The sequence below is a fragment of the Spirochaetales bacterium genome (assembly GCA_016930085.1).
Taxonomy (GTDB): Bacteria; Spirochaetota; Spirochaetia; order SZUA-6; family JAFGRV01; genus JAFGHO01.
This window is the reverse complement of record JAFGHO010000022.1, coordinates 21,148-41,636: the sequence shown is the minus strand read 5'-3', so window position 1 is coordinate 41,636 and position 20,489 is coordinate 21,148. Positions and strand designations below refer to the sequence as shown.

Below are 20,489 nucleotides of genomic sequence, written 5' to 3'. Positions count from 1 at the left end.
GGCGGAAAGCAGCCCGGCGCATGCGGGATTTTTACGCGGAGGTGCCGGAAGGGAGGGACCGGGCGCGCAGGTCGGCAATGACTCCCGTGTATAGAAAAAGGATACCGATCACCTGCAGTAGATGGAAAATCCCGTTGTAATCGAACTCCCAGATCAGCGTCAAATGGACGGAACCGCTTGCCTGTATCACGGCGGCGGAGATGGAGATGAAAATTCCCGCGGCCATCAGCCAGAACCTGCTTTTCTTTTTTCCTATCGCGAGGATGATATACGAAACAAGCGCGAAGAGCATGGCGATGGATTCATAGATGATAAAAACATAAAAACCACCGCTTACAAGCACGGTGATCAGATAAAAAATAACACCGATCCCGAGGATAACCGGCATAAACCCGCGGGGAAGTGAATATTCCCTTATATCGTACACCACCCCGGCTGTGAAAAGCGCAATCGTAAGGCCGAGCGACAGATGAATCGGCTGCCAGATAATGAAGTGGATCGTTTTTGACATCATAATACCGTGGGCGGCCGCGCCCAATACGGAGGCAAGTGCGAGTAATCCGAAAGCCCATGACCAGATACAGGACTTTTTTCCGTCCCGTGTGCGCCCGATACCATAGATGAACAGTGACAGGGTCAGGGCGGAAACTGCCAGGACAAGATCCGTTATAGCGGTGGTTTGTTCGGTCGGGATATCGATAAAACTCATGGATGTGTTCCTCTTTCAGTTCCGGATAAAAGAAGCGGGCGGGGATGCATCCTGCCGGAATTAGCCCGGTCCGTCACGCCCGATTTCCATTTCCAGAACCACCATATCTTCGCAGATTGCCCCGTTTTCTTCAATAGGGAAAGGATAGTTTTTCGTAAAAAAACCTTTCACTACTTCCTTGATCCTGAATCCGAGTTTTTCATAAAGCGCACGCTGCCGACGGCTTGTGTTGCCTGTGCCGATGACAACCGATGAGAAACCCGCCGCTTTTATTTCCCGTAACGCCTTTCCGATAAGCTTTGTCCCGATTCCCCTGTTGCGGCAGTCAGGGTGCACCGCGATGTTTTTAATCTCGGCGGTTTCGGCCGATAGCGGAAGCCAGGCGATAATACCGATGACGGCGCCGGAAGCGTTCCGGGCGACATAGACGGATGAATCATGAATGTATGAATCGATCATCGCTTTATACGGATCAGCCTCGAGAAGGAGGTCGTAGGGAACGATGTCGTTTTTCTCAAGCCGTTCTATTCGCATGGGTTTTCCTTGATGTTCCGGCAGATCACTTCATAGATATTTTTCGTTTTTTCATGTCGATGCAGATCATAATTGGCGATGGATTCGATTTCCCATTCTTTGAAATAATCGTTGATCGACGCTTTCGAGAAAAACCGTTTATGGATACCATTATGCCGGTAATAATTGCTTTCGATCTCCTCACCCTGTCCCGCCCCGTGATTGAGGTCGTATATCGAGTTCAGGCGGCAGAAAAGCCTTCCCCGGGCGCGGAGTATCTTCCGGAACGCGGTCAAAATATGTCTCGTTGTCCTGTCGTCGAAGTAGTGGAGACAAAGATCGGCGATGACGGCGTCAAAGGAATCGCCGGGAAAACGAATCCTTTTTGAAAGATCGAGATATCCGGCCGCGGCGCCGGGGACGCGTTTTTTTAGCCGATTCAGGACGGTTTTGGAAAAATCCGTCGCGCAGACGTGACAGCCTTTCGAGACAAGGTATTCCGTATGGAATCCGTATCCGCACCCGACTTCAAGCACCTCCGTCCCCGGCCGGAAATACGCCTCATATTGTTCGAGCCATGAATCGAAGTTGATCGTATCGGGTGAGTGGGTTTTATAGTAGTTATTCCATTTTCGTTTGCTCCGGTTTTTCACTCTTCGCTTCCTTTGCGGTGCCGGTTCTCACTATAATAGTGGAAAACCGGATACGAATCAAGGTTTCCCTTTTCACTTCTCTCCACTGTGACAATTATATGACCGCTGTCTTTTAAAAAAAGGAAAAATGCCATAAATATTAGTAAAATGATCATATAAAACAATTGTATTTATTATTATAATTATATTTTTATAGTGTTGAAAAAAAGAGGAGGTTTAACGCTTTTCATAACTCCTTGCATGAGAAAAGGCCGCGTTTTTTACCGGCGGCCTTTCTCTTGTAAAGTACGATATATATCGTAAAGTACGACAATTGTCTTGTTATCATATACCATTAAAAACAAACAGGCTTACCGCTCCGGTCATAAGAACGGCCGCCCCGAGTCTCCTGAAAAACGCATACCGTCCCATTTTTTCTTCAATCCGGATGAATCCCAGCTTGCTCACGAGAAGGCCCAGCAGAACGGAAATGATCCCCCGCGTTGTCTGTAAAATATTCCCGAATAACGGACCAATCAGCAAAAAGGTCTGAAAAAGTAAAAACATGGCCGTCAGCCATGAAGCGGCGAATGGAAAGGCCGAAAGCCACATGACCGGCTTTTTGACCCCGTCTCTTAAAAAAGGCAGAATCACGAGTCCGATTATGCCCGTACAGATATACACCATACATGTGCCGATAAACGATGCATTGGCGATCCCCGCCCGGTTAAGATCGTTGACGATGACGGCGATGCAGATATCCGATGCCGAATATCCCCCCACGGCGAGCAGGCTAAAGACGAGACCCTTGACCGGTATTTTATCGCGGGAAGAGTTCAAAAGAAAAACCGCGGCAAGACTGAGGGCGACACCGAAAATCTGGAGGGGTGAAATCGTGAGGTGGAGGATGAGGGAACTCGCGGCCGAGATTGCAATGAGTTTCAATGCCAGAAGCGAGGCGATCTGTGAAGGGTTCGCCTCTTTTAATGCGAGTAAAAAAAAGGTCTGCCCCGCCATGTACACGAGGCTGTTGAGAATGACGATAAAGGCGATCCCGGTAAAAGGAATCGGGTGCTGCGGCCGGAATATCCATAGAAGAATAACCGCCGCGATCCCCATCTGGATATGGGAAAAACTCAGGAGATGAAAGCCGCTCCCATTGGTCCTGGCATAGAAAAACCGGGAAGAAAGGTATGAGCATGATTGAAAAAAGGCCATTGCCAGCCCCGAAATAATCCCTGCGGCAAGCATAAGGGCTTTATTCAAACAGAAAGCGGCATTAAAATCAATGCCCGACGGTCAAAAAAGATAACGGTATCAGAAATCCACCAGGGCATAAAACTGAAAGTTTTCTTCATCCCGGTCGACGATACCGATCGCGACGCCCGGCGGCAGCTGGCCCGGTCTGAATCCTGTTTCCGTAAGGGTCTTCGTCATTGTGGTCGGATAATCTTCCGTATCCATCGCATTCGCCATGACATAATACGGGCTTCCACTCAGTTTGTATGCAATCGGTTCGGCAAGGGTGATGTTTTCCTGCGGGGCCGTTAAGGCACCGATAGTCAACTGATTGCCGGGATTAATAATCGTGAGTTGGTACATACTGGTATTCGCGACCGGATCGAGATGAAAAATACCATCCTCGTAGCTGAATGAATCCGGATCGATTGGACCGTCCGGCCCCAATGCCTCATCGATATCGGGGAGGGTGACCGTGGTATCGATATTAATGATTTCGGAGGACGACTGGTATCTCCGCGTATAGTCCGCTTCAATGCTTCCGCGTGCCACCTGCCAGACGCATTGCGTGTATCCTCCCGGATTCATATAAAATATATATTCCGGCGCCGTTCCCGCCAATGAACGGGTTCCCGCGGGGACAAGTCCGTAAGGGGTCGCGAGCTGGAGGGTCACGAAATCTCCCGCCGCTTCTCCCGTGATCGAAACCGGGGCCGGTACGGCCGGGGTTTCCGTGATATCGCATTCCGTCGTATCGGTATGAAGATCGACGCCGATCCGCATCGCCGCCATCGACACATTACCGCCGACACTGACAATGACAAGACAATCGTCGCCGAAGGTCGGGGTGTCGACCGAATATCCGTCCAAATAATCCAATGTACCGGAGATGTAGCTGCCGGTAGTGCTGTTGAAAATATAGAATCTCACACTGGTTTCATCTGGAATTTCTTCCGGTGCGACTGGATTTTGATATATTCTTCCGGTCACATTAATCGTCTCATATTCGGTCTTGTCGATCCTGTTCGTGTATATATTCACCGTATTTTCTTTCCCCGCATCAGTCTCCACGCCATCGAGTTGCAGGAACATGTAACCGGTTTTGGTCAGACATACGGAATCGATGATGGTGCCGGAGTTTTTTCCAAGATCGATTGTATACCGGCCGTCCGTCCCGGTTGTCGCGCTTCTGCTTCCATAGCCGATAGCAACGCCGGATAGCGGTTCTCCGGTGTAATGATCCCGGATAATGCCTGTTATGGTCCCGGACCCGCTGTCTCCCGGCGGCTGGCAGCAAAAGAGAAGCAGTAAAGAAAAAAATAATAGAGACACTGTTGTTTTCATAAGGTTCCCCTTTTTTATAGCTATTTTATTGTAGCGAACAGTATATCATATATTGCCGGAAAAAAAAAGTAGCCCGGCTATATGATTTTTCTGTGTCGATAATTAACATAACTGTATGAAATAGTATACATTTTTTCGCCAATCGTCACACACAATACGGGCAGCATAATTAATTCTTTATAAAACAGGTAATTATATGTCATCCCCGGCCGCATCGATATGGCACTGCATTTGCATAATAAGGATCAGGGAATGAAGGATATTTCCGGGAACAGAGGGCGATGTATTGAACATAATCTGTCCTGTTCCCGAGTGACCTTGACCCGGAGGTGAGAGAAATGTTGATCCATCCAATATCGAAAATAGAAGAAAACGAGAAACAGGATATTAAATGCCAGGTGCTTCAGCTGCTAACCTTATGCATGAAATCCGATAAATCGCGGTTTCATGAGTATTACAAAGCGTTAAAAACAAAGCTGATATATATGCTCGCGCGCGGCTGGATTACCTCCGACGCATATCAGTATATTCTCAAAAAAGCACACCTTTCATTAATATAAGGAAACCACCTCCTTTAGAGGCGGTCCTTCCGGCCGTGACAACTGAAGACTTGCAGTTTCCGTGATAATCGGGTATAATAACAACAATTCATCTTAAAAAAATAAAAAAATGTGAGGAGAAAAATAATGAAATCCACAATAAAGAAGTTTGCCATAGTAGCGGTGATTTTATTATGTATGACCATCCTTCCGGTTTTCGGCCAGACAACGATCCGGTCCGGCGCCGGTCTCGTACAGGTCTATTCTTCGAATCTTTATTATGAAGGACCGACATGGGACCCCGTCAATCAAAAGCTTTATTTCACGACGCCGAATGACGCCCCGTACAACATCTACAGCCTCAACAGCCAGGGGCAGGTAAGCGTGTGGATGTCCAATTCCCAGCGGGTGAACGGTACGTTTCTCTCCATTGACGGCCGTCTTCTTGCCGCCGAAAGCCAGTCGCAAAAGATAACGAGTTACCGGATAGGCGCAAACGGTCCCGAGGACGCGCAAACGATCGCCTCGGACACGTCATGGTACTACCCGAACGATATCTGTCAGCGCCCGCAGGGCGATATCTATTTTACCACCCCCAACTGGGAAGGCAGGCCGCAGGCGGTCTATCATATAAACACGCAGGGTGTTGCCTCGAGGATTATCTCCGATATGGGATGTCCGAACGGGATCATCACATCGAACGACGGGTCGAAACTCTATGTCAGTGACAGTAACCGCAAATACTGGATGGTATACCCGATTAATTCCGACGGCTCCATCGGGACCGGATCGGTCTTTTTCAATCCGGGATCGGGCAGTACGAACGATCCGGACGGCATGACAATCGACGAACACGGCAATCTTTACTTTATGGGTAAAGGCGGCCTCTGGATCGTATCGCCGTCGGGAGAACAGCTCGATTTTATCTCGATTCCCGAGTTTTGCTCGAATATCACCTTCGGCGGAAGCGACGGGTCCGTGCTCTACATAACCTGTCAGGACAAGATTTACTCGCTAAAGACCACGGTCCGCGGCGCAAACTGGGCGCCCACGGCGACGATCCCGCCCTCCTCGACCCCGCCCGGCCAGATTGGAGATGTCAATATCAACGGCAGTATCGATATTGTCGACGCGCTTCTCATCGCGCAGTACTACGTCGGCCTGGAACCATCGAATTTCGAACCGGCTTTGGCGGATGTGAATTGTTCCGGCGGCATCGATATCGTCGACGCGCTTCTTACGGCACGCTACTACGTCGGACAGATCGATTCGTTCCCGTGTTGAGCCGGAAATAGTTGAAGATAACAACGATAATCTTTGATTTCGGCGGTGTCATCAGTCTGTCCCGGAATAAAAACAAAGCAGGGAAAATATGTAAAATACTTAAGATAAACGAAGAACAACTTGCATCCGTCTATCAAAAGCTTCGCTACGATTACGATTCCGGACTCATCTCCGCAAAGGAATACTGGAAAAGGGTAATCGAAAGACTCGATATCAAACGATGTGTTTCGGATAAAGAAATCAATGCAATCATCGACCTCGATCGGGCAAGCTGGATGAACATCAACAAGGATATGATCGCATTGATCAACGCGTTGAAAAAAAAGGGCTTCACCCTTGCTATCTTGTCGAATATGCCGGCAAATATGCTTTCCTTTATAAATAGAAAATTCAAATGGCTGGATTGTTTCGATTATCGAATTTTTTCCTGTGAAGAGAAAATGAGCAAACCACGTCGACAGGTGTTTATAACCGCGCTGAACAAACTGAATGAAAAACCGGAACATATTCTTTTTATCGACGATTCACCGGTAAACATAGAAGTCGCTGAAGGGCTTGGATTGCATACGATTCATTACAGGCATATTGACGAGTTGAAAAAAGAACTGTCTGAAAAATTCGGTGTTGACTGAGACGGTCCTCCGTCCCCGCTATGTAGGGCGTTCGAGCTTTCCGATCGTATACAGTTTCGAAAACAGGCCGTCTTTGTTGACGAGTTCATCGAAGCTTCCATCCTCCACGCATTTTCCGTTTGCGAAAACAAGTATTCTTTCGACGAGATTGAGGAATGAAAACCGGTGGGCGATAATGATCGCCGTACGGTCCCCGATAATACGCGGAAGGGCGTTGAATATAAGTGTCTCCGATTCGGAATCCAGGGCGGAGAAAGCCTCGTCAAAAACAAACATATCCGGTTGCTTGAGAAAGATCCTGCTGAGCGCGAGACGCTGGCGCTGTCCCCCGGAAAGGGTGACCCCGCGTTCGCCGATGACGGTGTCAAGCCCCTCCCTGAGGGAACGGACAAACTCGAAAGCGGAAGCGACCTCCAATGCCTTCTCTATTGCTTCATCCGGATACTCGCGCCCCAGCGTAATATTGTTTCTCACCGTGTCATTGAAAAGGAATTCCTCCTGCGGCATATACGCGATTGTCCGCCGGACGCTGTTTATCGTATAGGCATCTATTTCCCTGTCATTGAGGCGGATGACTCCTTCGGTCGGATGATAAAACCGCAGCAGCAGATTTACAAGCGACGTTTTTCCGCCCCCGCTGGGCCCCACGATGCCGATCTTTTCACCCCGCTTTATCGTCAGACTGATATGAGACAACGCCTCGATGATTTTATCCGGATGTTCGGGATCGGAAAAATGAAGGGAGACGTCGGAAAAAACGATTGATTGAAGCGGCGTGCTTACCGGAACGGCATCCGGCCGGTCAATGATCTCGGGTGGTTCGTCCAGTATTTCATACACCCGGTCGAGCGCGGCATACCCCGCCTGAAGATTCATGTTGAACCTGAGAAAATTGGTGACCGGTCCGATCACCCCGAAAAGGTACTGGATGTAAGCAAGAAGCGAACCCAGGCTGAGTGTTTCCTTAATGACGTCCGCCCCGCCGATACTCCATATGATAACGAGCAGCGGCACATAGGTGAAAAGGGTAATGATATAATTGCCGATAATGGCCACGCGTGACTGCCGGATGGTAAGGTTCGCGAGATTTTCACAGTGAAGCGCCGTTTCCCGTCCCTTGTTTTCTTCTGCGGTCTCGGCCTGAATGATCTTGATTGACGATATGTTTTCCTGTACTTTCCCCGATAGCTGCGCGAGGGCTTCCTGGAGTCTTTTGGTAAATATGTATATCTTTTTTCTCAGGAGTAGAAATACGGTAAGAACAACGGGAAGCACGGTCAGGCACAGTAATGAAATCTTCCAGCTTATCGTCAGGAGAAGATAAACGACAACACCGACACGGAAAAACGAACTTATGATGACGAAAAACTCGTCGTTGACAAGATTCTGAATATAACCGACGTCACTCAGCATACGGGAGAGGAGTGAACCGGATTGCCGGCCGGAGAAAAATTTCATGGACATTTTCTGCAGATGATGGTACAGGTCGATACGCACCCGGCAGAGAACCTTTTCTCTCACGGAAATACTGGTGATATTTCTCAGATATCCGATCGTCTGATTGACGGCATAAAGTGCGGCGATGACGCCGATAAGAAGGAACAGGTAATGTATATTCTTTTCGGGAATCGCTTCATCGATGATTGTCTTTTCGAGCATGGGAACGGGAAGCGTGATGAGCGTGGTGATGCAGATAAAACAAAAAAGAAGGATAATCTTCTTTATAAAGGGCTTCAGGTATGTAAAGAATTTGACAAACCGCCTCATACTACCGCACCAGTCTTTTCCCGAACCTGTCCCAATATACCCATTGTTCCGGATTCCGTATAATCCATTGTTCGAGTAACCCGCGGAGTTTTTCCGCCACAGCGGCATGGGCGCCGGATTGTGGACGGGAAGAACCGCGATCGCCGGTCTCCCCGGCAAAAACAGGCGCCTCACAGGTGAGAACAAAACCTCCGCCGTCTCTCACCATATACCACGGAAGAATCGCCGCTTCAGTCATACACGCCACCTTTACGGCCCCCATGAGTGCCGGAAGGGTAACACGCGCTTTGCCGAAGAGGGTGAATTGATATGTATCGGAACCGCCCCTCAGGACGTCCATGTTTGTCGAAATGATATTACCCCGATCAAGGGCATTAATCATGTCATGTGCGATATCATGGCCTTTTTTGTCGGTAAGGATGAAATACAACGCCGTATTGTATACGCGAACGGCTTCTTTTAGCCGTTTGAGGTTCTCCGGAAACCGTATCATATCGGGTTCAGTGCACATATGAATGGATCGGCCGGAAAAGGACGCCCTCGGGCGTGGGAAGGACGCCCTCGGGCGTGGGAAGGACGCCGAATCGAAACAGGCTTTCAGCATGGACATGGTACCCAGTATGATCGAACCAAAATGTGCTCCTAGAAGGATGATTCCCTTTTTTGAGGAAAGGGCACTGTCGATGTTTTCTTTTCCCCGGATCGTGACCTTCTTCTCGATAAGGTTAACGGTGTTTTCAAAGGAGAGGTTGACCGCGATGATATCTTCTGCCAGCTTGCGCTTGAAGTGATAAAGGTAGCCTGCAACACCTTTCCCCATCCGGGGAATATAGCTTTTAAAATATGAATCGATGGTGAGGGCAAGTTTCTTCATCATTGCGGCAGGGATGATCATGGAAACGATAACCCGCTGTAATATAAAGCGTGCGGCATCGAATCCGGCATGATTGACGAACGCTTTTATCAGTCTGTTCTTTATGAATGCTTCGGGATGTTTCATGAACGCCGCCGCTTTTTATCCTGCTTAAGCAGTTTAAGCTGCTTGAGTCCATCGGCTGTTTTCCCGGCAAGTCGCTCGATATCGGCAGTCAGTACGCGGTCCCAAAACAGTTTGCCGAATCTGGATCTTGAATACCCCGGGAAAGTGGCCCTCATCAGGTTGTCGATATAGTCTTTATAGACCGGTGTCGTGCCGACGGCATCCTCGATGGCTTCGATTACCTTTTCCGTCATGGAAACGAACCTGCATAATGCGGGTCCCGGAACGGCAATATCTCCGGTCAGGCTGTAATTCGTCGCGGGACAGAGCAGACTGCACATGTTCCGAACGCCGCATCGCGAACACCGGGTGTGATGGGGGGATGCTGCCGGTTGTTTGACATTAATGTAGCGCGATCGAACATGTTCGGAAAAACCCGATTCGACCGAACCGAGTTTTTCCCTGCGGTTTTCTTTATCGTAAAAGACAAACCTGTGGCACGGAAAAATATCCCCGTCGATATCGACGGCAATCATCGCAGCTCCCGCCCCGCAGAAAAAAGACGAAGAAGGATGTACGCTTTTGCCGGCCGACAATTTCCCGAGAAGGAGTATATCCGTCCAGCTTTGTACGAAGAAAGGATCGGATTTTTTCAATGCATCGATCCACATATCGGCACAGGCAAGCTGTTCGTTCAGGAAAATATCGTAGCTTCGCTCCGTCCATGAGGTCTCCATTACAGGTGAGAAGGCGAGATAACGGAATCCGTGTGCAAGGAAATACGCCACGTCCCTCGCCAGTAGTCCTGCGTTTTTCGGAAACACGGTTTTTCGTATGGAACAATTCGAGCCGTTTCCGGTTTTTTTTAGAAGCGAAAGGGTCCTTTCCACGTGGCTGAAACTGCTTTTTCCGGTAAGTGTTTTTCGAAATCGCTGTGATTCATCCGTCCCGTCGATACTCAGGGAAAGCGAGATGCCGTGGTCCTTTATGAAATGTATGGTTTCGGCCGAAAGCAATGTCGCGTTTGTCGGAATGGAAAAGGAAATCGCTTTTCCGGACGCCTCTGCTTTTGATTCCGCGTATAACACGAGGTTTTGTATCAGATCGAATCTGAGCAACGGTTCTCCTCCCCAGAAGCTGATATGAAGATAAGGTTCTTTTCCGGCGTGCCCGAAAAGAAAATCGATTGCCCTGGTCGCGGTCGGGGGAGAAATATCGCGTTTTTGCATCCCGGAGGCGAAACAATAGTCGCATTGAAGATTGCAGTTTTCCGTAATGAAAAGGGAGAGGTGAATAACGGGATTCATTGCGCGGCTTCTAACGTATCCAGGTAACGTAATGCCTGTTCGATTTCGCTTTTTCTTTTACCGTCGACGTTACCTGCTTCCGTAAAATAAAGGCGCGCCTGATCATACTGTTTTAATTCCATATAGGTTACGGCCAGGTCATAATACGAATCAAAATAAGTCGGATTCAGGGCGATCGATTTTTTGATGTTCTCGATTCCCTCTTCCGGTTTTCCGAGTCTGACCAGACAGAGTCCTAGTCCCTTGTACGCGTAATAGTTATCCGGCTTCACGGCAAGCGATTCACGGCAATTAAGCCGGGCTTCTTCGAAACGGCCCGTCATGTAATTGAGAAATCCGAGTACATCCAGACTGTAATAATCCTGCGGTGCCTGTGTAATGATTTCTTTGAAAATTTTTATCGCCGCATCATAATCTTTCAGCCGGATGAGTTCTTTTCCCTTTTCCTTTAGCTGTTTGATCGTGAATTCCATATCGCTTCCATGAAATTGTATCATGTCACCTTCGAATAATCAAGGCTTCTTCCGGGAAATGATACGGCGACTAAAGCAATCCCCGCATCGGGAAAGGTGGGGTGGTGTTTATACGGTTTTCGATTCAGAAGAAAAACCGTTTTTCGACGACACGGCAGCGTTTTTTAATTAATTCGGCAATCTTTCTTTTCTCATTAGCCTGTACCGATGTGAATTTCAAACCGACAATATTGTTGCCGTCGGTCCGGGTCTGCCATATCGGCATACATCTTCCATTGATAAATCCGATGTCTTCGGTGGCGAGCATGAACTCGTATTCTTTTGTTTTGTCAATCACGGATACGGTTTCTTCCTGTTCGATACACATGCCGTCAAGCGAAATATTTATTATCGAGGTCTTCGAGTATTCCGGCGTATCCGGATTTTTGAGGGTAAACATATATTGCGCTTCGGGAAACAATTCAAAACGGTGGGCGGCGATTTCCCTCATTTCATTTTCACGAAAGCGTCTGAACAGTTTTTCATTGATGATCCTCGCGTCGATATGAAGCCGCGCGGTCGTCTGAACGTTTTGTAATATTGAAATCGATACCTTTGTCTCGGATACATACCCATGGCGGTTGTACTTGATGTGTTCGACGTCTCCTCTGATGGTAATCGGATAATTGAGTTCGGTAAACCTCATGAACTCGACCCCGAAATTCGAGAGTACGAACTGGCATCCTTTCAGCGGTATTTTGCCGAAAAGATGTCCGCAGGCGATCATGAACTGCCGGGCGGCCTCGATCAGCATCATTCCGGGAAGATGTTCGTTCGGGTGTTCGAAAAAAAAGTAGTGGTATGGATTCACCAGCAAATTCGTATAGTAGATGCCGGTTTTTTCGATATCATTAGTCTTTTCGAGAATCTGTGAGATATGGGTTTTCGTCGCGCTGTCGATATAAGGAATCCGTTTCCCGAATACCCGATACAGGATCGTTTCATCCGGTTCGTAAAGGAATTGTTTCAGATACAAATTGTTGTTATACGCGCCCCTTTCATAATAGCGATGAATGACCTCGAGCTGTTCGTTGCCGAACCTCATCTCTGCCACCGTATCCGGGGTAAGGATCAATGGTATCCCGTTGAGTACATAAAAATAAATGTCCTCTCCCTCGAATAAGGGAGTCATGCAGTGGGGTTTATAATACGTATTGATGAGTTTGAGTTCATACTCGTCAAGCTGCGGGATCAGGACCGATTCATAAACGTATTTCGAAAAATATTTCGGTAACGCCCTTCGGATATTGCATAAAAATACGTTCTCTTCATTATATTTATGGACGTACTGTTTATCGATCCTTGCCGTCTGTAAACAATCTTCCTGCTTCACCGACATGACTTTCGCTTCCTTTCTTTTTGTAATCGCAGGCACCGCCGTTTTCGCCTGTATCGCGACCGACTGCCATCCTTTGAAATACACTTTGACCGTTATACGAAAAATATAGTAAAATGCACAACGCCGGACAATCAGGCATACTCTGAGATTTGTTTCATCCGTATTCCTAAGCATTTAAGGGTTTTTCTTAGTTTTATAGAATTTATACTTATTCTTTATCAGATAAACTTGACAGCAATTCGACAAGTAGCTAATATTAATTGAAGCATAACGTTATTAATTTGTATAAAATTAGGTTTATCGTTTTCAATCATTGTTCTTAGTTTTGTGTTGCAGGGGATGTGTATGAAAACAGTGGTCATAACCGGTGCCTCGTCGGGTATCGGATACGGCACGGCAAAGGCATTTGCCTCTTGCGGTAAATACCGGGTCTTCGGCAGTGTCCGCAAACAGGAGGACGGTGAACGGCTGAAAAAGGATTTCGGTCCGAATTTCGAACCCCTTCGCTTCGATATCACCGATCACGGGCAAGTGGCAGAGGCGGCTGAGTTCGTCGGAAAACACATCCCGGAAGATGAAACCTGCGGTCTCATCAATAACGCCGGCATAGCGGTCACCGGGCCCCTCATGCATCTTTCCGGTTGTGAAATGAGGAAGCAGTTCGAGGTCAATGTCATTGGACAGATGATTGTCACGCAGGCGTTTCTTCCTTTATTGAAAATCCGTAAAAGTAAAGTGCCGCCGGGCAGGATCCTCTTCATAAGCTCCTCGAGCGGCAAAATCCCGTACCCGTACCTGGGGGCGTATGTGGGAAGCAAACACGCCATCGAGGGAATGGCGCGAACACTCAGAATAGAACTTCTCCTCTACGGGATCGACGTTATCGTTATCGGGCCCGGTGCAGTCAATACCCCGCTATGGAAAAACCGGGATTCACTGGATATCGAGCGTTTTCACGGTACCGATTATTACGGATCATTGACTTCTTTCAAGGCCGGATTTACACGGCACGGAGAAAACGGTACCGATATTTATACCGCCGGAATGAAAATAAGAAGGATATTCGAAAAGAGACGCCCCCGCGCGCGCTACGCCCTCGTGAAACACAGCTTCGGGCGGTGGCTGCTTCCGCGCCTTATGCCGGACCGTCTTTTCGCCCGTTGCACGGCCCAAAAGATGGGGTTTTTGTAAATTGCGCCGTCTAGGGAGAAGGCGCTATCAGACGGGTTTGTAAACCCGGATATATTTTATGTTTTTTTGAAACGGAGTAAACAAATGAATATCATCAAAAGAAACAGCATAACGATTAAAATAATACTCAATTCCGTTCTGGTCGCATTCATATGCATAACCGGAACGGGATTTCTTGATTTTGTGTCGACCGATATCGCATTCAACAAGGTGACCCTCGAAAGTTTCATGTCTCATACGTTGCCGCGTTATGGAACCCATTTTCTTTCATTCTATATGATATACAATTTTATTCCCCTGATCGTCATCGCATCGATTATCATTTACCTGCTTTCACATCCGGTCCAGATTGTCCATAATATGTTATGCGACGGGAAAACCGTCAACGAAGTACAGTTTGAAAGGGCAAGAAAGAGAATCCTTCAGTTGAATGTTTTCATCCTGATTCTCAATTTTGTGAGTTTTCAGTTGGGCGCGATCATCTTTTTGTTTTCGGAAAGTATTATCAATGAATCCCATGTGTTTTTTTTAATGCTGTTCAATGTATCCTATCCTCTTTTGCTTGCTTTTATACAGATTTCCATAAACAACCAGATTTTACAGAAAACAAGAATCCTTATGAAAATTCATTATCTTCCGAAAAAAAAGAATTTCATGGATCTTTCGTTTAAATTCAAAAATATATTTTTACTGATCGTTTTTGGCATTTCATCGCTGTCCTTTATCATCTACAATCAGATTAAAATTTCAAAAACAGAGGCGGATTATACTCATGCGATCGAAACGGTGGTAAGAGAAGGAACGGATTTGCAAACAGTAGAGGAAAATTATCAGCGGGAACTCAAAGAATGGAAGAATATCGGCGGTACATTTCCGTTTAGAAACAATAACACAACCGGACGGATGGAAATGAATAACACATATTTTTTTCTTTCGTTTTTCATTTTCATATCAATCGGATTCTTTTGCATATTCGTATTTACACGCGAGACTAGCCAGCAGCTATCCTTGCAGAAAAGTATGATCAGCGAAATATTAAGCGGGAAAAAAGAGATGTCTGCGAGGATCAGTGTGATTCAGAACGATGAAATCGGTGAGTTAACCGAATCCATAAACAAATTTATGGACAATTTCAAATCGATTCTCCTCGAAGTATCGAACAGTTCGGTACGAATATCGGATAAATCATCGTTTCTTGATTCCGATATCCAGAACGCCTCGAGCGCGATCGAGGAGATGGTCAGTTCCATCAGACAGATCAGCAGCGATACGGGCGGACAAATAGGGGTTGTCGAAGAAACAAGGGCAAAACTGGCTTCGATCGTCAATTATATCGAGAAAATCACATCGAATATCGAAAATCTGTCGGGGTTCGTGAATGAAACGGCGTCGGCGATGAACGAGATGGCCTCGAGTATCGTATCGGTCAACAACATTACCGGTACGGCAAACGAACTCGCCGCCAATCTCGTCTTCGTGACAAAGGACGGGGAACGGCATCTGGAAAGGACACTGTCCGCCATCGACGATATCAAGAAAGCCTCCGGGAAGGTCATGGAAATCATCGAAGTATTGAACGATATATCGTCGCAGACAAACCTGCTCGCGATGAACGCGACGATCGAAGCCGCTCATGCCGGCAGTTACGGAAAGGGATTCGCCGTTGTCGCGGATGAAATACGAAAACTCGCGGAAAACAGTACCGTACAGGCAAAGGAAATCGCGAATCATATCGGCAAGATGTCTTCGCTTATCGACGAAGGGGTCACCCGATCGGTTGAAACCGGGAACGCCTTCGAGAAAATCAATACCGATATCGGGAATACGACAAAACTGATCAATGAGATTTCCTCCGCAATGGGCGAGCAAAGTTCGGGGACCAATCAGATTTTGTCGGTCATCGGCACTGTCGTCGATGCGACGGAAGAAATAAGGTCGCTTATTCTCGATTTGAAAGACGATCGGGAAAAGATCAAAAAAGACATCGAGGAACTGGTCATGCGCGCGCATCATATCAACTCTGCGACAAACGAACAGAACAAGGGCAATGAAGAACTTATAAAACTCGTCGAGAATGTACGGCTTGTTTCCGTTGAAAATATGGATATGGCTACAAATCTAAAAAAAATGGTGAGTCATTATAAAATTTAGGCGGAAAGAGAGAGAAATAAATGAATAACACCAATGTCACACATAAAACCGTCGGGAAATTCTACAACACCTCGATTGTGTCAAAATTCTGGGAGATGATTAAGAAAAAACATATGCATGTCGGCTATTGGGAAGCGGACCGGCCGTACGATCATGACCTGTATGAAGGGGCGGTCAGATTCACACAATACATGATTGATATGGCTGATATCGGTGAAAATAAATCCTTTATTGATATCGGTTGTGGATTCGGTCTCCCGGGAATATTGCTTGCAAAACAAAAACATTGCTCGGTTACAGGAATTACGGCAAGTGAATATCAGAAGGCGTATGCAACAAAGGTTGTTGAAAAGGAAGGATTGGGAAGCAAAGTAAAATTCCTGCTTGCCGATGCGAATCATTTACCGTTTGAAAGCGAGACGTTTGACGGCGGCTGGTTTTTCGAATCGATCTTTCATATCGGCCACGAAAATGCGTTACATGAGGCCTGCCGCGTCTTGAAAAAATCTTCGCGTCTGCTAATTGCGGATTTTATTAGAAAAGGAACGCTAAAAGAAGAGGATGCGGAATTTCTGAAAAAATACGCCGAAATACGTTCTGCGGTCTCACTTGCCGATTATCAATCGCTTCTTGAAAAGACCGGTTTTCGCCTGATCGATATCAGGGATATTACCGCTAATACAATAGAAAAAGAACGGTCGTGGGGCGTTCACCTTGAAATCATCGAACAACACAAAACCGAACTTCTGGAAATGGGAACTGAAAAAGACGTCGATTTATTAAAGTATTTTTTTACCAATCTGAACCGGATAGGCAGCAAAACAATTGGTTATTGTGTGGTAAAAGCGGAAAAAAAATAGCGGTATATACTCATTACACTCTATTGGTTTTTTAGGCACTGCGGATATATTGTCCGGGGCGATATCCCGATCAAAGAGAATAGGCGTAGTCGCGGATAAACGTATCGAAAGACCGGGGATCATTTCCGGTTATTTCCTTGAAGGTCCCCGTGATACCCTGCCTGAATCCGGCTTTTTCGAGGGCGAGTGAAGACAGTTTCGCTTCTATGACATGGTCCGGGTATTCCATTGCCGACATCATCTGACGGGCTTTTTCTTCGGGAATGTCCGAATAGAAAACCGCCTTTCCCGTCGCCGCCGAAATGCTTTTGGAAATTTCCGTGTAGGAGAGGGCTTTGCTTCCGGTGATGGAATAGCGTTTGTTTTCATGGGAACCCGGGCTTTCGAGAATAGCCGCGGCAAAGAAAGCGACATCCCTGGTGTCGATATAACTGACCCGTGCATCGCCGCAGGGCAGAAAGAGTCCGCCGCGGCTTTTAATCATACCGCCGTACTGCGTGACGATGTTCTGCATAAAGGGCGAGGGGCGGATGAATGTATATGCCATTGATGATGTTTCGATGATTGTATCCGATTCCTTATGCATGAGGCCGATGAAACTGGGCTTCGTGCTTTCGTCATAAGCGGTGATTTTTACGATCCTCAAAACGCCGCAAACGATCGCGGCATCGATACAATGTTTCGTAAACACGGCCATCTGCCTGTGGACGGGAAGAATCAGAAAAAGGGTCGTGATATCCCGAAACGCATCGCCCAATGTATCGGGTTTTCCGTAATCGATTTCAACAATATCGTCCGTCAGGGCGCGGAGGCGGTCTGCGTTTTTCGCGTTGTGGAGTGCGGCCCTGAAGCCTGTTCCGCGTTCCGAAAGCAATCGGGATACCTCGTATCCGATACTGCCGCCCGCGCCGGTTACCAATATCATCAGAATGCCTCCTTTTGGAAATACAATTGTCGTACTCCCTTTGTTGAAAAATAATGCATAATCGGTCAAGCGGCAAGGGATTTCTCGCTTTTATATTCCATTAATAATGCATCGGCAGGGTTATTATATCGGCATTAATCATATTGGGTCGGCAATACGCCCGCGGCTCCCCATTGATCGACCCGCTTTGAAAAAATAACTTGCATTACCTCCAAAGGCGTGTTATCATCGTGTATGCATGTTGCCGGGAAAATGACGAAGCATTGTCCCGGTCAATCGCCGTGGGTACGATACGGTGATATCAAAGAACTAATCAAGCCGGGTGCGGCCTGATTTTAAAAAGGAGCTGATAATGTCACGAAAGGAATTAAAGGAAATTATCGCATCGGTTATCGAACGCCTGCAAAACTGTGCACCGGCCCCCGCGTGCGGTGTTCTCTGGGCGGATGAGACCGTCGCGACGACAAAATACGCGATCGGTGAGGAAGATCCGAACCCGACAAAACCGCCGGAACCCACACCCACGCCCGTCGCGACGACAAAATACTCGATCGGCGAGGAAGACACCGTCACCACCCTCTACAGTGTCGGCGAAGAAGGGTAACTGTCGGCCCCGGTATTGCGGGTTTTCCTTGAGTATCGCAATATAATTATACTCTAAAATCCGGGCGGTTTCACCGTATTCGGGAAATGGCGTTGTGCTGAATCCGTCATGGAAAGTAAAAAAAAAGCTTGCAATGAAAATGAAAACAGGATACAATAAACCATTCCAAAAATGAGGAGCGATCAATGACACGAAAAGAACTCAAAGAAATCATCGTTTCCGTTATCGAACGATTACGGGAAAACGCACCGTCTCCTGCCTGCGGTGTTCTCTGGGCGGACGAACCGATTGTCACCACCTATTATGCAATCGGTGAAGAAGACCCCACCCCGACGGATGCCCCGAAACCGACTCCCAACGCGACAACACGGTATGCGATAGGGGAAGAAGATGTCGTAACGACCCTCTACGGTATCGGCGAAGAGGGCTGATTGCGGTAAATGCCGGATTGAAGGACCGGCATGGGTGAAAAACAGTAAATTATCAGACTCAGGTATATATCAAAAGGGAGAAGAGATAAATATGCGAATATCTTTTCTCCCTTGACAACGGGAAAGGGTATGAACGTATCCTTATTTTATAATATATAAAAATAGTAGTTTTTTTAATCTGCGCGAATAAAAATATTCAGTAAATAATTGGATGTTTCCCCACATTGTGATATATTCTTTAATTATACGATATATATAAGGAGGAAGAATATGACACGGAAGGAATTAAAAGACATCATTTCAAGGGTGATACACAAATTAAACGATGAAGCGCCGTCGCCGGCATGCGGATTGTTCTGGGCTGACGATCCCAATCCCGCCCCCGACCCCGATCCCGATCCCGCCCCCACGACACGGTACGCGATCGGTGAAGAAGACGCGACAACAATATATTCTGTTGGAGAAGAAGGCTGATCCGCAGAACTTTTCCGTATAGCGTCGATCAAAAAACGTGTATCATCCCGGACGATGCCCGTATCGAATCCGTTCCGGCTTGTCATTGAAATATTAATATGGTAGAATAATCCGATTCTGACCGTAAGGGAGATAATGTGCCGTTAACACAGGAAGAAAAGGACCGGATCGTCGAGAGGGTGGTGGAAATACTCAAATCCCCTCAAAAAAACGAATTAATCGAAGCATTGCGGAAAAGTGTACTCGAAAAGGAAGAACATGATGATGCGGATGAAATCGATGACGTCATCTATTCGGTAATTCAGGCGATCAATGAGTTGTACGGATAGACGAACGTCACCGTTCCGGTAACACCATGGCCTACTATTCAAAAGAAAACGCCAGACGGGGCCTGCCGTATCTTTATCTCTCCGTTATACTGCTGAGTGCGGCCGTGATCTTTTTTTACCGGCATTTCGAACAGTTCAATCCCCTTCGCTTCTGGTATCTTCTTCCGGTCTGGGTCGCAGCGGGCCATCTGCTTTGCGGTTTTTCCTACATGATCACCTCGCTTTCGCCCGTGAGGGGTATCGCCCTCGTCATCAACAGCGTCACCGTTTACGGAAAACACCGCTCGGCAGCGCATTTTCAGGTGGCCTTTTTGACGTCGCTTTTCGAAGAAATTATATTCAGATATTTCCTTCTCACGGTTCTCAATGAACTGCTCGGCAATCCGTTCCTCGCGGTCCTCCTTGCCGGTCTTGCCTTTACGGTCTTTCACTTCAGGTTCGGTTTTCACTGTACGAGTATTATCCGTTACCTCGATTTTTTTATTTTTTCCGTCACAGTCGGCGCGCTCAACCTTTCAACCGGATCTTTTTATCCGGCTTTCGTCATTCACGGCATCAGAAACTATATTCTCAAGGCGCTTCTCGTGACAAAGCAGGAATACGATGAGTTGCAAAAAAAAACAAAATAATACCATAGAGATGAAGTCAGTACAGTATTTCTACGGTTCTATTCCTATGATGACAAGCGGTACGGCAGGAACGCCTCTTCCCTGTCTGATAACATTGTA

22 protein-coding genes are annotated in these 20,489 nt (G+C 47.2%); 11 read left to right on the top strand and 11 right to left on the bottom strand.

Annotation, left to right across the window (positions count from 1 at the left end; translation table 11 throughout):
- Positions 1-31: 31 nt before the first annotated feature.
- The 5 genes from JW881_04040 to JW881_04020 all read right to left on the bottom strand — a co-directional run bounded on the left by JW881_04040 (position 32) and on the right by JW881_04020 (position 4,437).
- On the bottom strand, positions 32-709 hold the full coding sequence (locus JW881_04040; protein ID MBN1696666.1) for a hypothetical protein: 678 nt from the start codon (positions 707-709) through the stop codon (positions 32-34).
- Positions 710-769: 60 nt separating this feature from the next.
- On the bottom strand, positions 770-1,243 hold the full coding sequence (locus tag JW881_04035; GenBank protein MBN1696665.1) for a GNAT family N-acetyltransferase: 474 nt from the start codon (positions 1,241-1,243) through the stop codon (positions 770-772).
- Positions 1,234-1,875: a class I SAM-dependent methyltransferase gene (locus JW881_04030; GenBank protein MBN1696664.1), complete on the bottom strand. Its 642-nt coding sequence runs from the start codon at positions 1,873-1,875 to the stop codon at positions 1,234-1,236. The genes JW881_04035 and JW881_04030 overlap by 10 nt, the downstream gene beginning before the upstream one ends.
- A gap of 324 nt (positions 1,876-2,199) precedes the next feature.
- The gene (locus tag JW881_04025; GenBank protein ID MBN1696663.1) at positions 2,200-3,120 is read right to left on the bottom strand and encodes an EamA family transporter; all 921 of its coding nucleotides are present in this window, start codon (positions 3,118-3,120) and stop codon (positions 2,200-2,202) included.
- 51 nt (positions 3,121-3,171) lie between these two features.
- On the bottom strand, positions 3,172-4,437 hold the full coding sequence (locus tag JW881_04020) for a carboxypeptidase regulatory-like domain-containing protein (GenBank protein ID MBN1696662.1): 1,266 nt from the start codon (positions 4,435-4,437) through the stop codon (positions 3,172-3,174).
- A 338-nt stretch (positions 4,438-4,775) separates the two neighbouring features.
- On the opposite strand from JW881_04020, the gene JW881_04015 reads away from it, so the two are divergent.
- The 3 genes from JW881_04015 (at position 4,776) to JW881_04005 (ending at position 6,892) form a co-directional block, all read left to right on the top strand.
- Positions 4,776-4,997, top strand: a complete 222-nt coding sequence (locus JW881_04015) for a hypothetical protein (GenBank protein ID MBN1696661.1) — start codon at positions 4,776-4,778, stop codon at positions 4,995-4,997.
- Positions 4,998-5,123: 126 nt separating this feature from the next.
- Positions 5,124-6,260, top strand: coding sequence for an SMP-30/gluconolactonase/LRE family protein (locus JW881_04010; protein MBN1696660.1), 1,137 nt, complete (start codon positions 5,124-5,126; stop codon positions 6,258-6,260).
- An 11-nt stretch (positions 6,261-6,271) separates the two neighbouring features.
- Positions 6,272-6,892: an HAD family phosphatase gene (locus tag JW881_04005; protein ID MBN1696659.1), complete on the top strand. Its 621-nt coding sequence runs from the start codon at positions 6,272-6,274 to the stop codon at positions 6,890-6,892.
- Positions 6,893-6,910: 18 nt separating this feature from the next.
- Here the strand turns inward: JW881_04005 and JW881_04000 are convergent, their stop codons facing one another.
- The 5 genes from JW881_04000 to JW881_03980 all read right to left on the bottom strand — a co-directional run bounded on the left by JW881_04000 (position 6,911) and on the right by JW881_03980 (position 12,970).
- Positions 6,911-8,659: an ABC transporter ATP-binding protein gene (locus tag JW881_04000; GenBank protein MBN1696658.1), complete on the bottom strand. Its 1,749-nt coding sequence runs from the start codon at positions 8,657-8,659 to the stop codon at positions 6,911-6,913.
- 1 nt (position 8,660) lies between these two features.
- Positions 8,661-9,659, bottom strand: a complete 999-nt coding sequence (locus JW881_03995; protein ID MBN1696657.1) for a hypothetical protein — start codon at positions 9,657-9,659, stop codon at positions 8,661-8,663.
- Entirely contained in the window at positions 9,656-10,945 is a 1,290-nt protein-coding gene (locus JW881_03990) for an SPASM domain-containing protein (protein MBN1696656.1), read from the bottom strand. The genes JW881_03995 and JW881_03990 overlap by 4 nt, the downstream gene beginning before the upstream one ends.
- The gene (locus JW881_03985; protein MBN1696655.1) at positions 10,942-11,442 is read right to left on the bottom strand and encodes a tetratricopeptide repeat protein; all 501 of its coding nucleotides are present in this window, start codon (positions 11,440-11,442) and stop codon (positions 10,942-10,944) included. The genes JW881_03990 and JW881_03985 overlap by 4 nt, the downstream gene beginning before the upstream one ends.
- Before the next feature lie 100 nt (positions 11,443-11,542).
- The gene (locus tag JW881_03980) at positions 11,543-12,970 is read right to left on the bottom strand and encodes a hypothetical protein (protein MBN1696654.1); all 1,428 of its coding nucleotides are present in this window, start codon (positions 12,968-12,970) and stop codon (positions 11,543-11,545) included.
- 171 nt (positions 12,971-13,141) lie between these two features.
- On the opposite strand from JW881_03980, the gene JW881_03975 reads away from it, so the two are divergent.
- The 3 genes from JW881_03975 to JW881_03965 all read left to right on the top strand — a co-directional run bounded on the left by JW881_03975 (position 13,142) and on the right by JW881_03965 (position 16,998).
- A complete protein-coding gene (locus JW881_03975) occupies positions 13,142-13,987 on the top strand; it encodes an SDR family oxidoreductase (GenBank protein MBN1696653.1) in 846 nt (281 codons plus the stop codon).
- A gap of 84 nt (positions 13,988-14,071) precedes the next feature.
- Positions 14,072-16,138: a hypothetical protein gene (locus tag JW881_03970; protein ID MBN1696652.1), complete on the top strand. Its 2,067-nt coding sequence runs from the start codon at positions 14,072-14,074 to the stop codon at positions 16,136-16,138.
- A gap of 20 nt (positions 16,139-16,158) precedes the next feature.
- Complete coding sequence (locus tag JW881_03965) at positions 16,159-16,998, top strand: methyltransferase domain-containing protein (GenBank protein ID MBN1696651.1); 840 nt, start codon at positions 16,159-16,161, stop codon at positions 16,996-16,998.
- A gap of 70 nt (positions 16,999-17,068) precedes the next feature.
- On the opposite strand, the gene JW881_03960 is transcribed toward JW881_03965, so the two are convergent.
- Complete coding sequence (locus JW881_03960) at positions 17,069-17,923, bottom strand: NmrA family NAD(P)-binding protein (protein MBN1696650.1); 855 nt, start codon at positions 17,921-17,923, stop codon at positions 17,069-17,071.
- 352 nt (positions 17,924-18,275) lie between these two features.
- On the opposite strand from JW881_03960, the gene JW881_03955 reads away from it, so the two are divergent.
- The 5 genes from JW881_03955 to JW881_03935 all read left to right on the top strand — a co-directional run bounded on the left by JW881_03955 (position 18,276) and on the right by JW881_03935 (position 20,390).
- Positions 18,276-18,527: a hypothetical protein gene (locus tag JW881_03955; GenBank protein ID MBN1696649.1), complete on the top strand. Its 252-nt coding sequence runs from the start codon at positions 18,276-18,278 to the stop codon at positions 18,525-18,527.
- A gap of 185 nt (positions 18,528-18,712) precedes the next feature.
- Positions 18,713-18,958, top strand: coding sequence for a hypothetical protein (locus tag JW881_03950; protein MBN1696648.1), 246 nt, complete (start codon positions 18,713-18,715; stop codon positions 18,956-18,958).
- A gap of 270 nt (positions 18,959-19,228) precedes the next feature.
- A complete protein-coding gene (locus JW881_03945; protein ID MBN1696647.1) occupies positions 19,229-19,432 on the top strand; it encodes a hypothetical protein in 204 nt (67 codons plus the stop codon).
- A 137-nt stretch (positions 19,433-19,569) separates the two neighbouring features.
- Positions 19,570-19,761, top strand: coding sequence for a hypothetical protein (locus JW881_03940; protein ID MBN1696646.1), 192 nt, complete (start codon positions 19,570-19,572; stop codon positions 19,759-19,761).
- 26 nt (positions 19,762-19,787) lie between these two features.
- Positions 19,788-20,390, top strand: coding sequence for a CPBP family intramembrane metalloprotease (locus JW881_03935; GenBank protein MBN1696645.1), 603 nt, complete (start codon positions 19,788-19,790; stop codon positions 20,388-20,390).
- The last annotated feature ends 99 nt before the right edge of the window (positions 20,391-20,489 follow it).

Coding starts and splice junctions, on each gene's coding strand:
- JW881_04010 (MBN1696660.1), top strand. CDS start 5,124: ATGAAATCCACAATAAAGAAGTTTGCCATAGTAGCGGTGATTTTATTA.
- JW881_03970 (MBN1696652.1), top strand. CDS start 14,072: ATGAATATCATCAAAAGAAACAGCATAACGATTAAAATAATACTCAAT.
- JW881_03950 (MBN1696648.1), top strand. CDS start 18,713: ATGACACGAAAAGAACTCAAAGAAATCATCGTTTCCGTTATCGAACGA.
- JW881_03945 (MBN1696647.1), top strand. CDS start 19,229: ATGACACGGAAGGAATTAAAAGACATCATTTCAAGGGTGATACACAAA.
- JW881_04035 (MBN1696665.1), bottom strand. CDS start 1,243: ATGCGAATAGAACGGCTTGAGAAAAACGACATCGTTCCCTACGACCTC.
- JW881_04000 (MBN1696658.1), bottom strand. CDS start 8,659: ATGAGGCGGTTTGTCAAATTCTTTACATACCTGAAGCCCTTTATAAAG.
- JW881_03995 (MBN1696657.1), bottom strand. CDS start 9,659: ATGAAACATCCCGAAGCATTCATAAAGAACAGACTGATAAAAGCGTTC.
- JW881_03955 (MBN1696649.1), top strand. CDS start 18,276: ATGTCACGAAAGGAATTAAAGGAAATTATCGCATCGGTTATCGAACGC.
- JW881_03990 (MBN1696656.1), bottom strand. CDS start 10,945: ATGAATCCCGTTATTCACCTCTCCCTTTTCATTACGGAAAACTGCAAT.
- JW881_03960 (MBN1696650.1), bottom strand. CDS start 17,923: ATGATATTGGTAACCGGCGCGGGCGGCAGTATCGGATACGAGGTATCC.
- JW881_03965 (MBN1696651.1), top strand. CDS start 16,159: ATGAATAACACCAATGTCACACATAAAACCGTCGGGAAATTCTACAAC.
- JW881_04015 (MBN1696661.1), top strand. CDS start 4,776: ATGTTGATCCATCCAATATCGAAAATAGAAGAAAACGAGAAACAGGAT.
- JW881_04040 (MBN1696666.1), bottom strand. CDS start 709: ATGAGTTTTATCGATATCCCGACCGAACAAACCACCGCTATAACGGAT.
- JW881_03935 (MBN1696645.1), top strand. CDS start 19,788: ATGGCCTACTATTCAAAAGAAAACGCCAGACGGGGCCTGCCGTATCTT.
- JW881_03975 (MBN1696653.1), top strand. CDS start 13,142: ATGAAAACAGTGGTCATAACCGGTGCCTCGTCGGGTATCGGATACGGC.
- JW881_04020 (MBN1696662.1), bottom strand. CDS start 4,437: ATGAAAACAACAGTGTCTCTATTATTTTTTTCTTTACTGCTTCTCTTT.
- JW881_03985 (MBN1696655.1), bottom strand. CDS start 11,442: ATGATACAATTTCATGGAAGCGATATGGAATTCACGATCAAACAGCTA.
- JW881_03980 (MBN1696654.1), bottom strand. CDS start 12,970: ATGCTTAGGAATACGGATGAAACAAATCTCAGAGTATGCCTGATTGTC.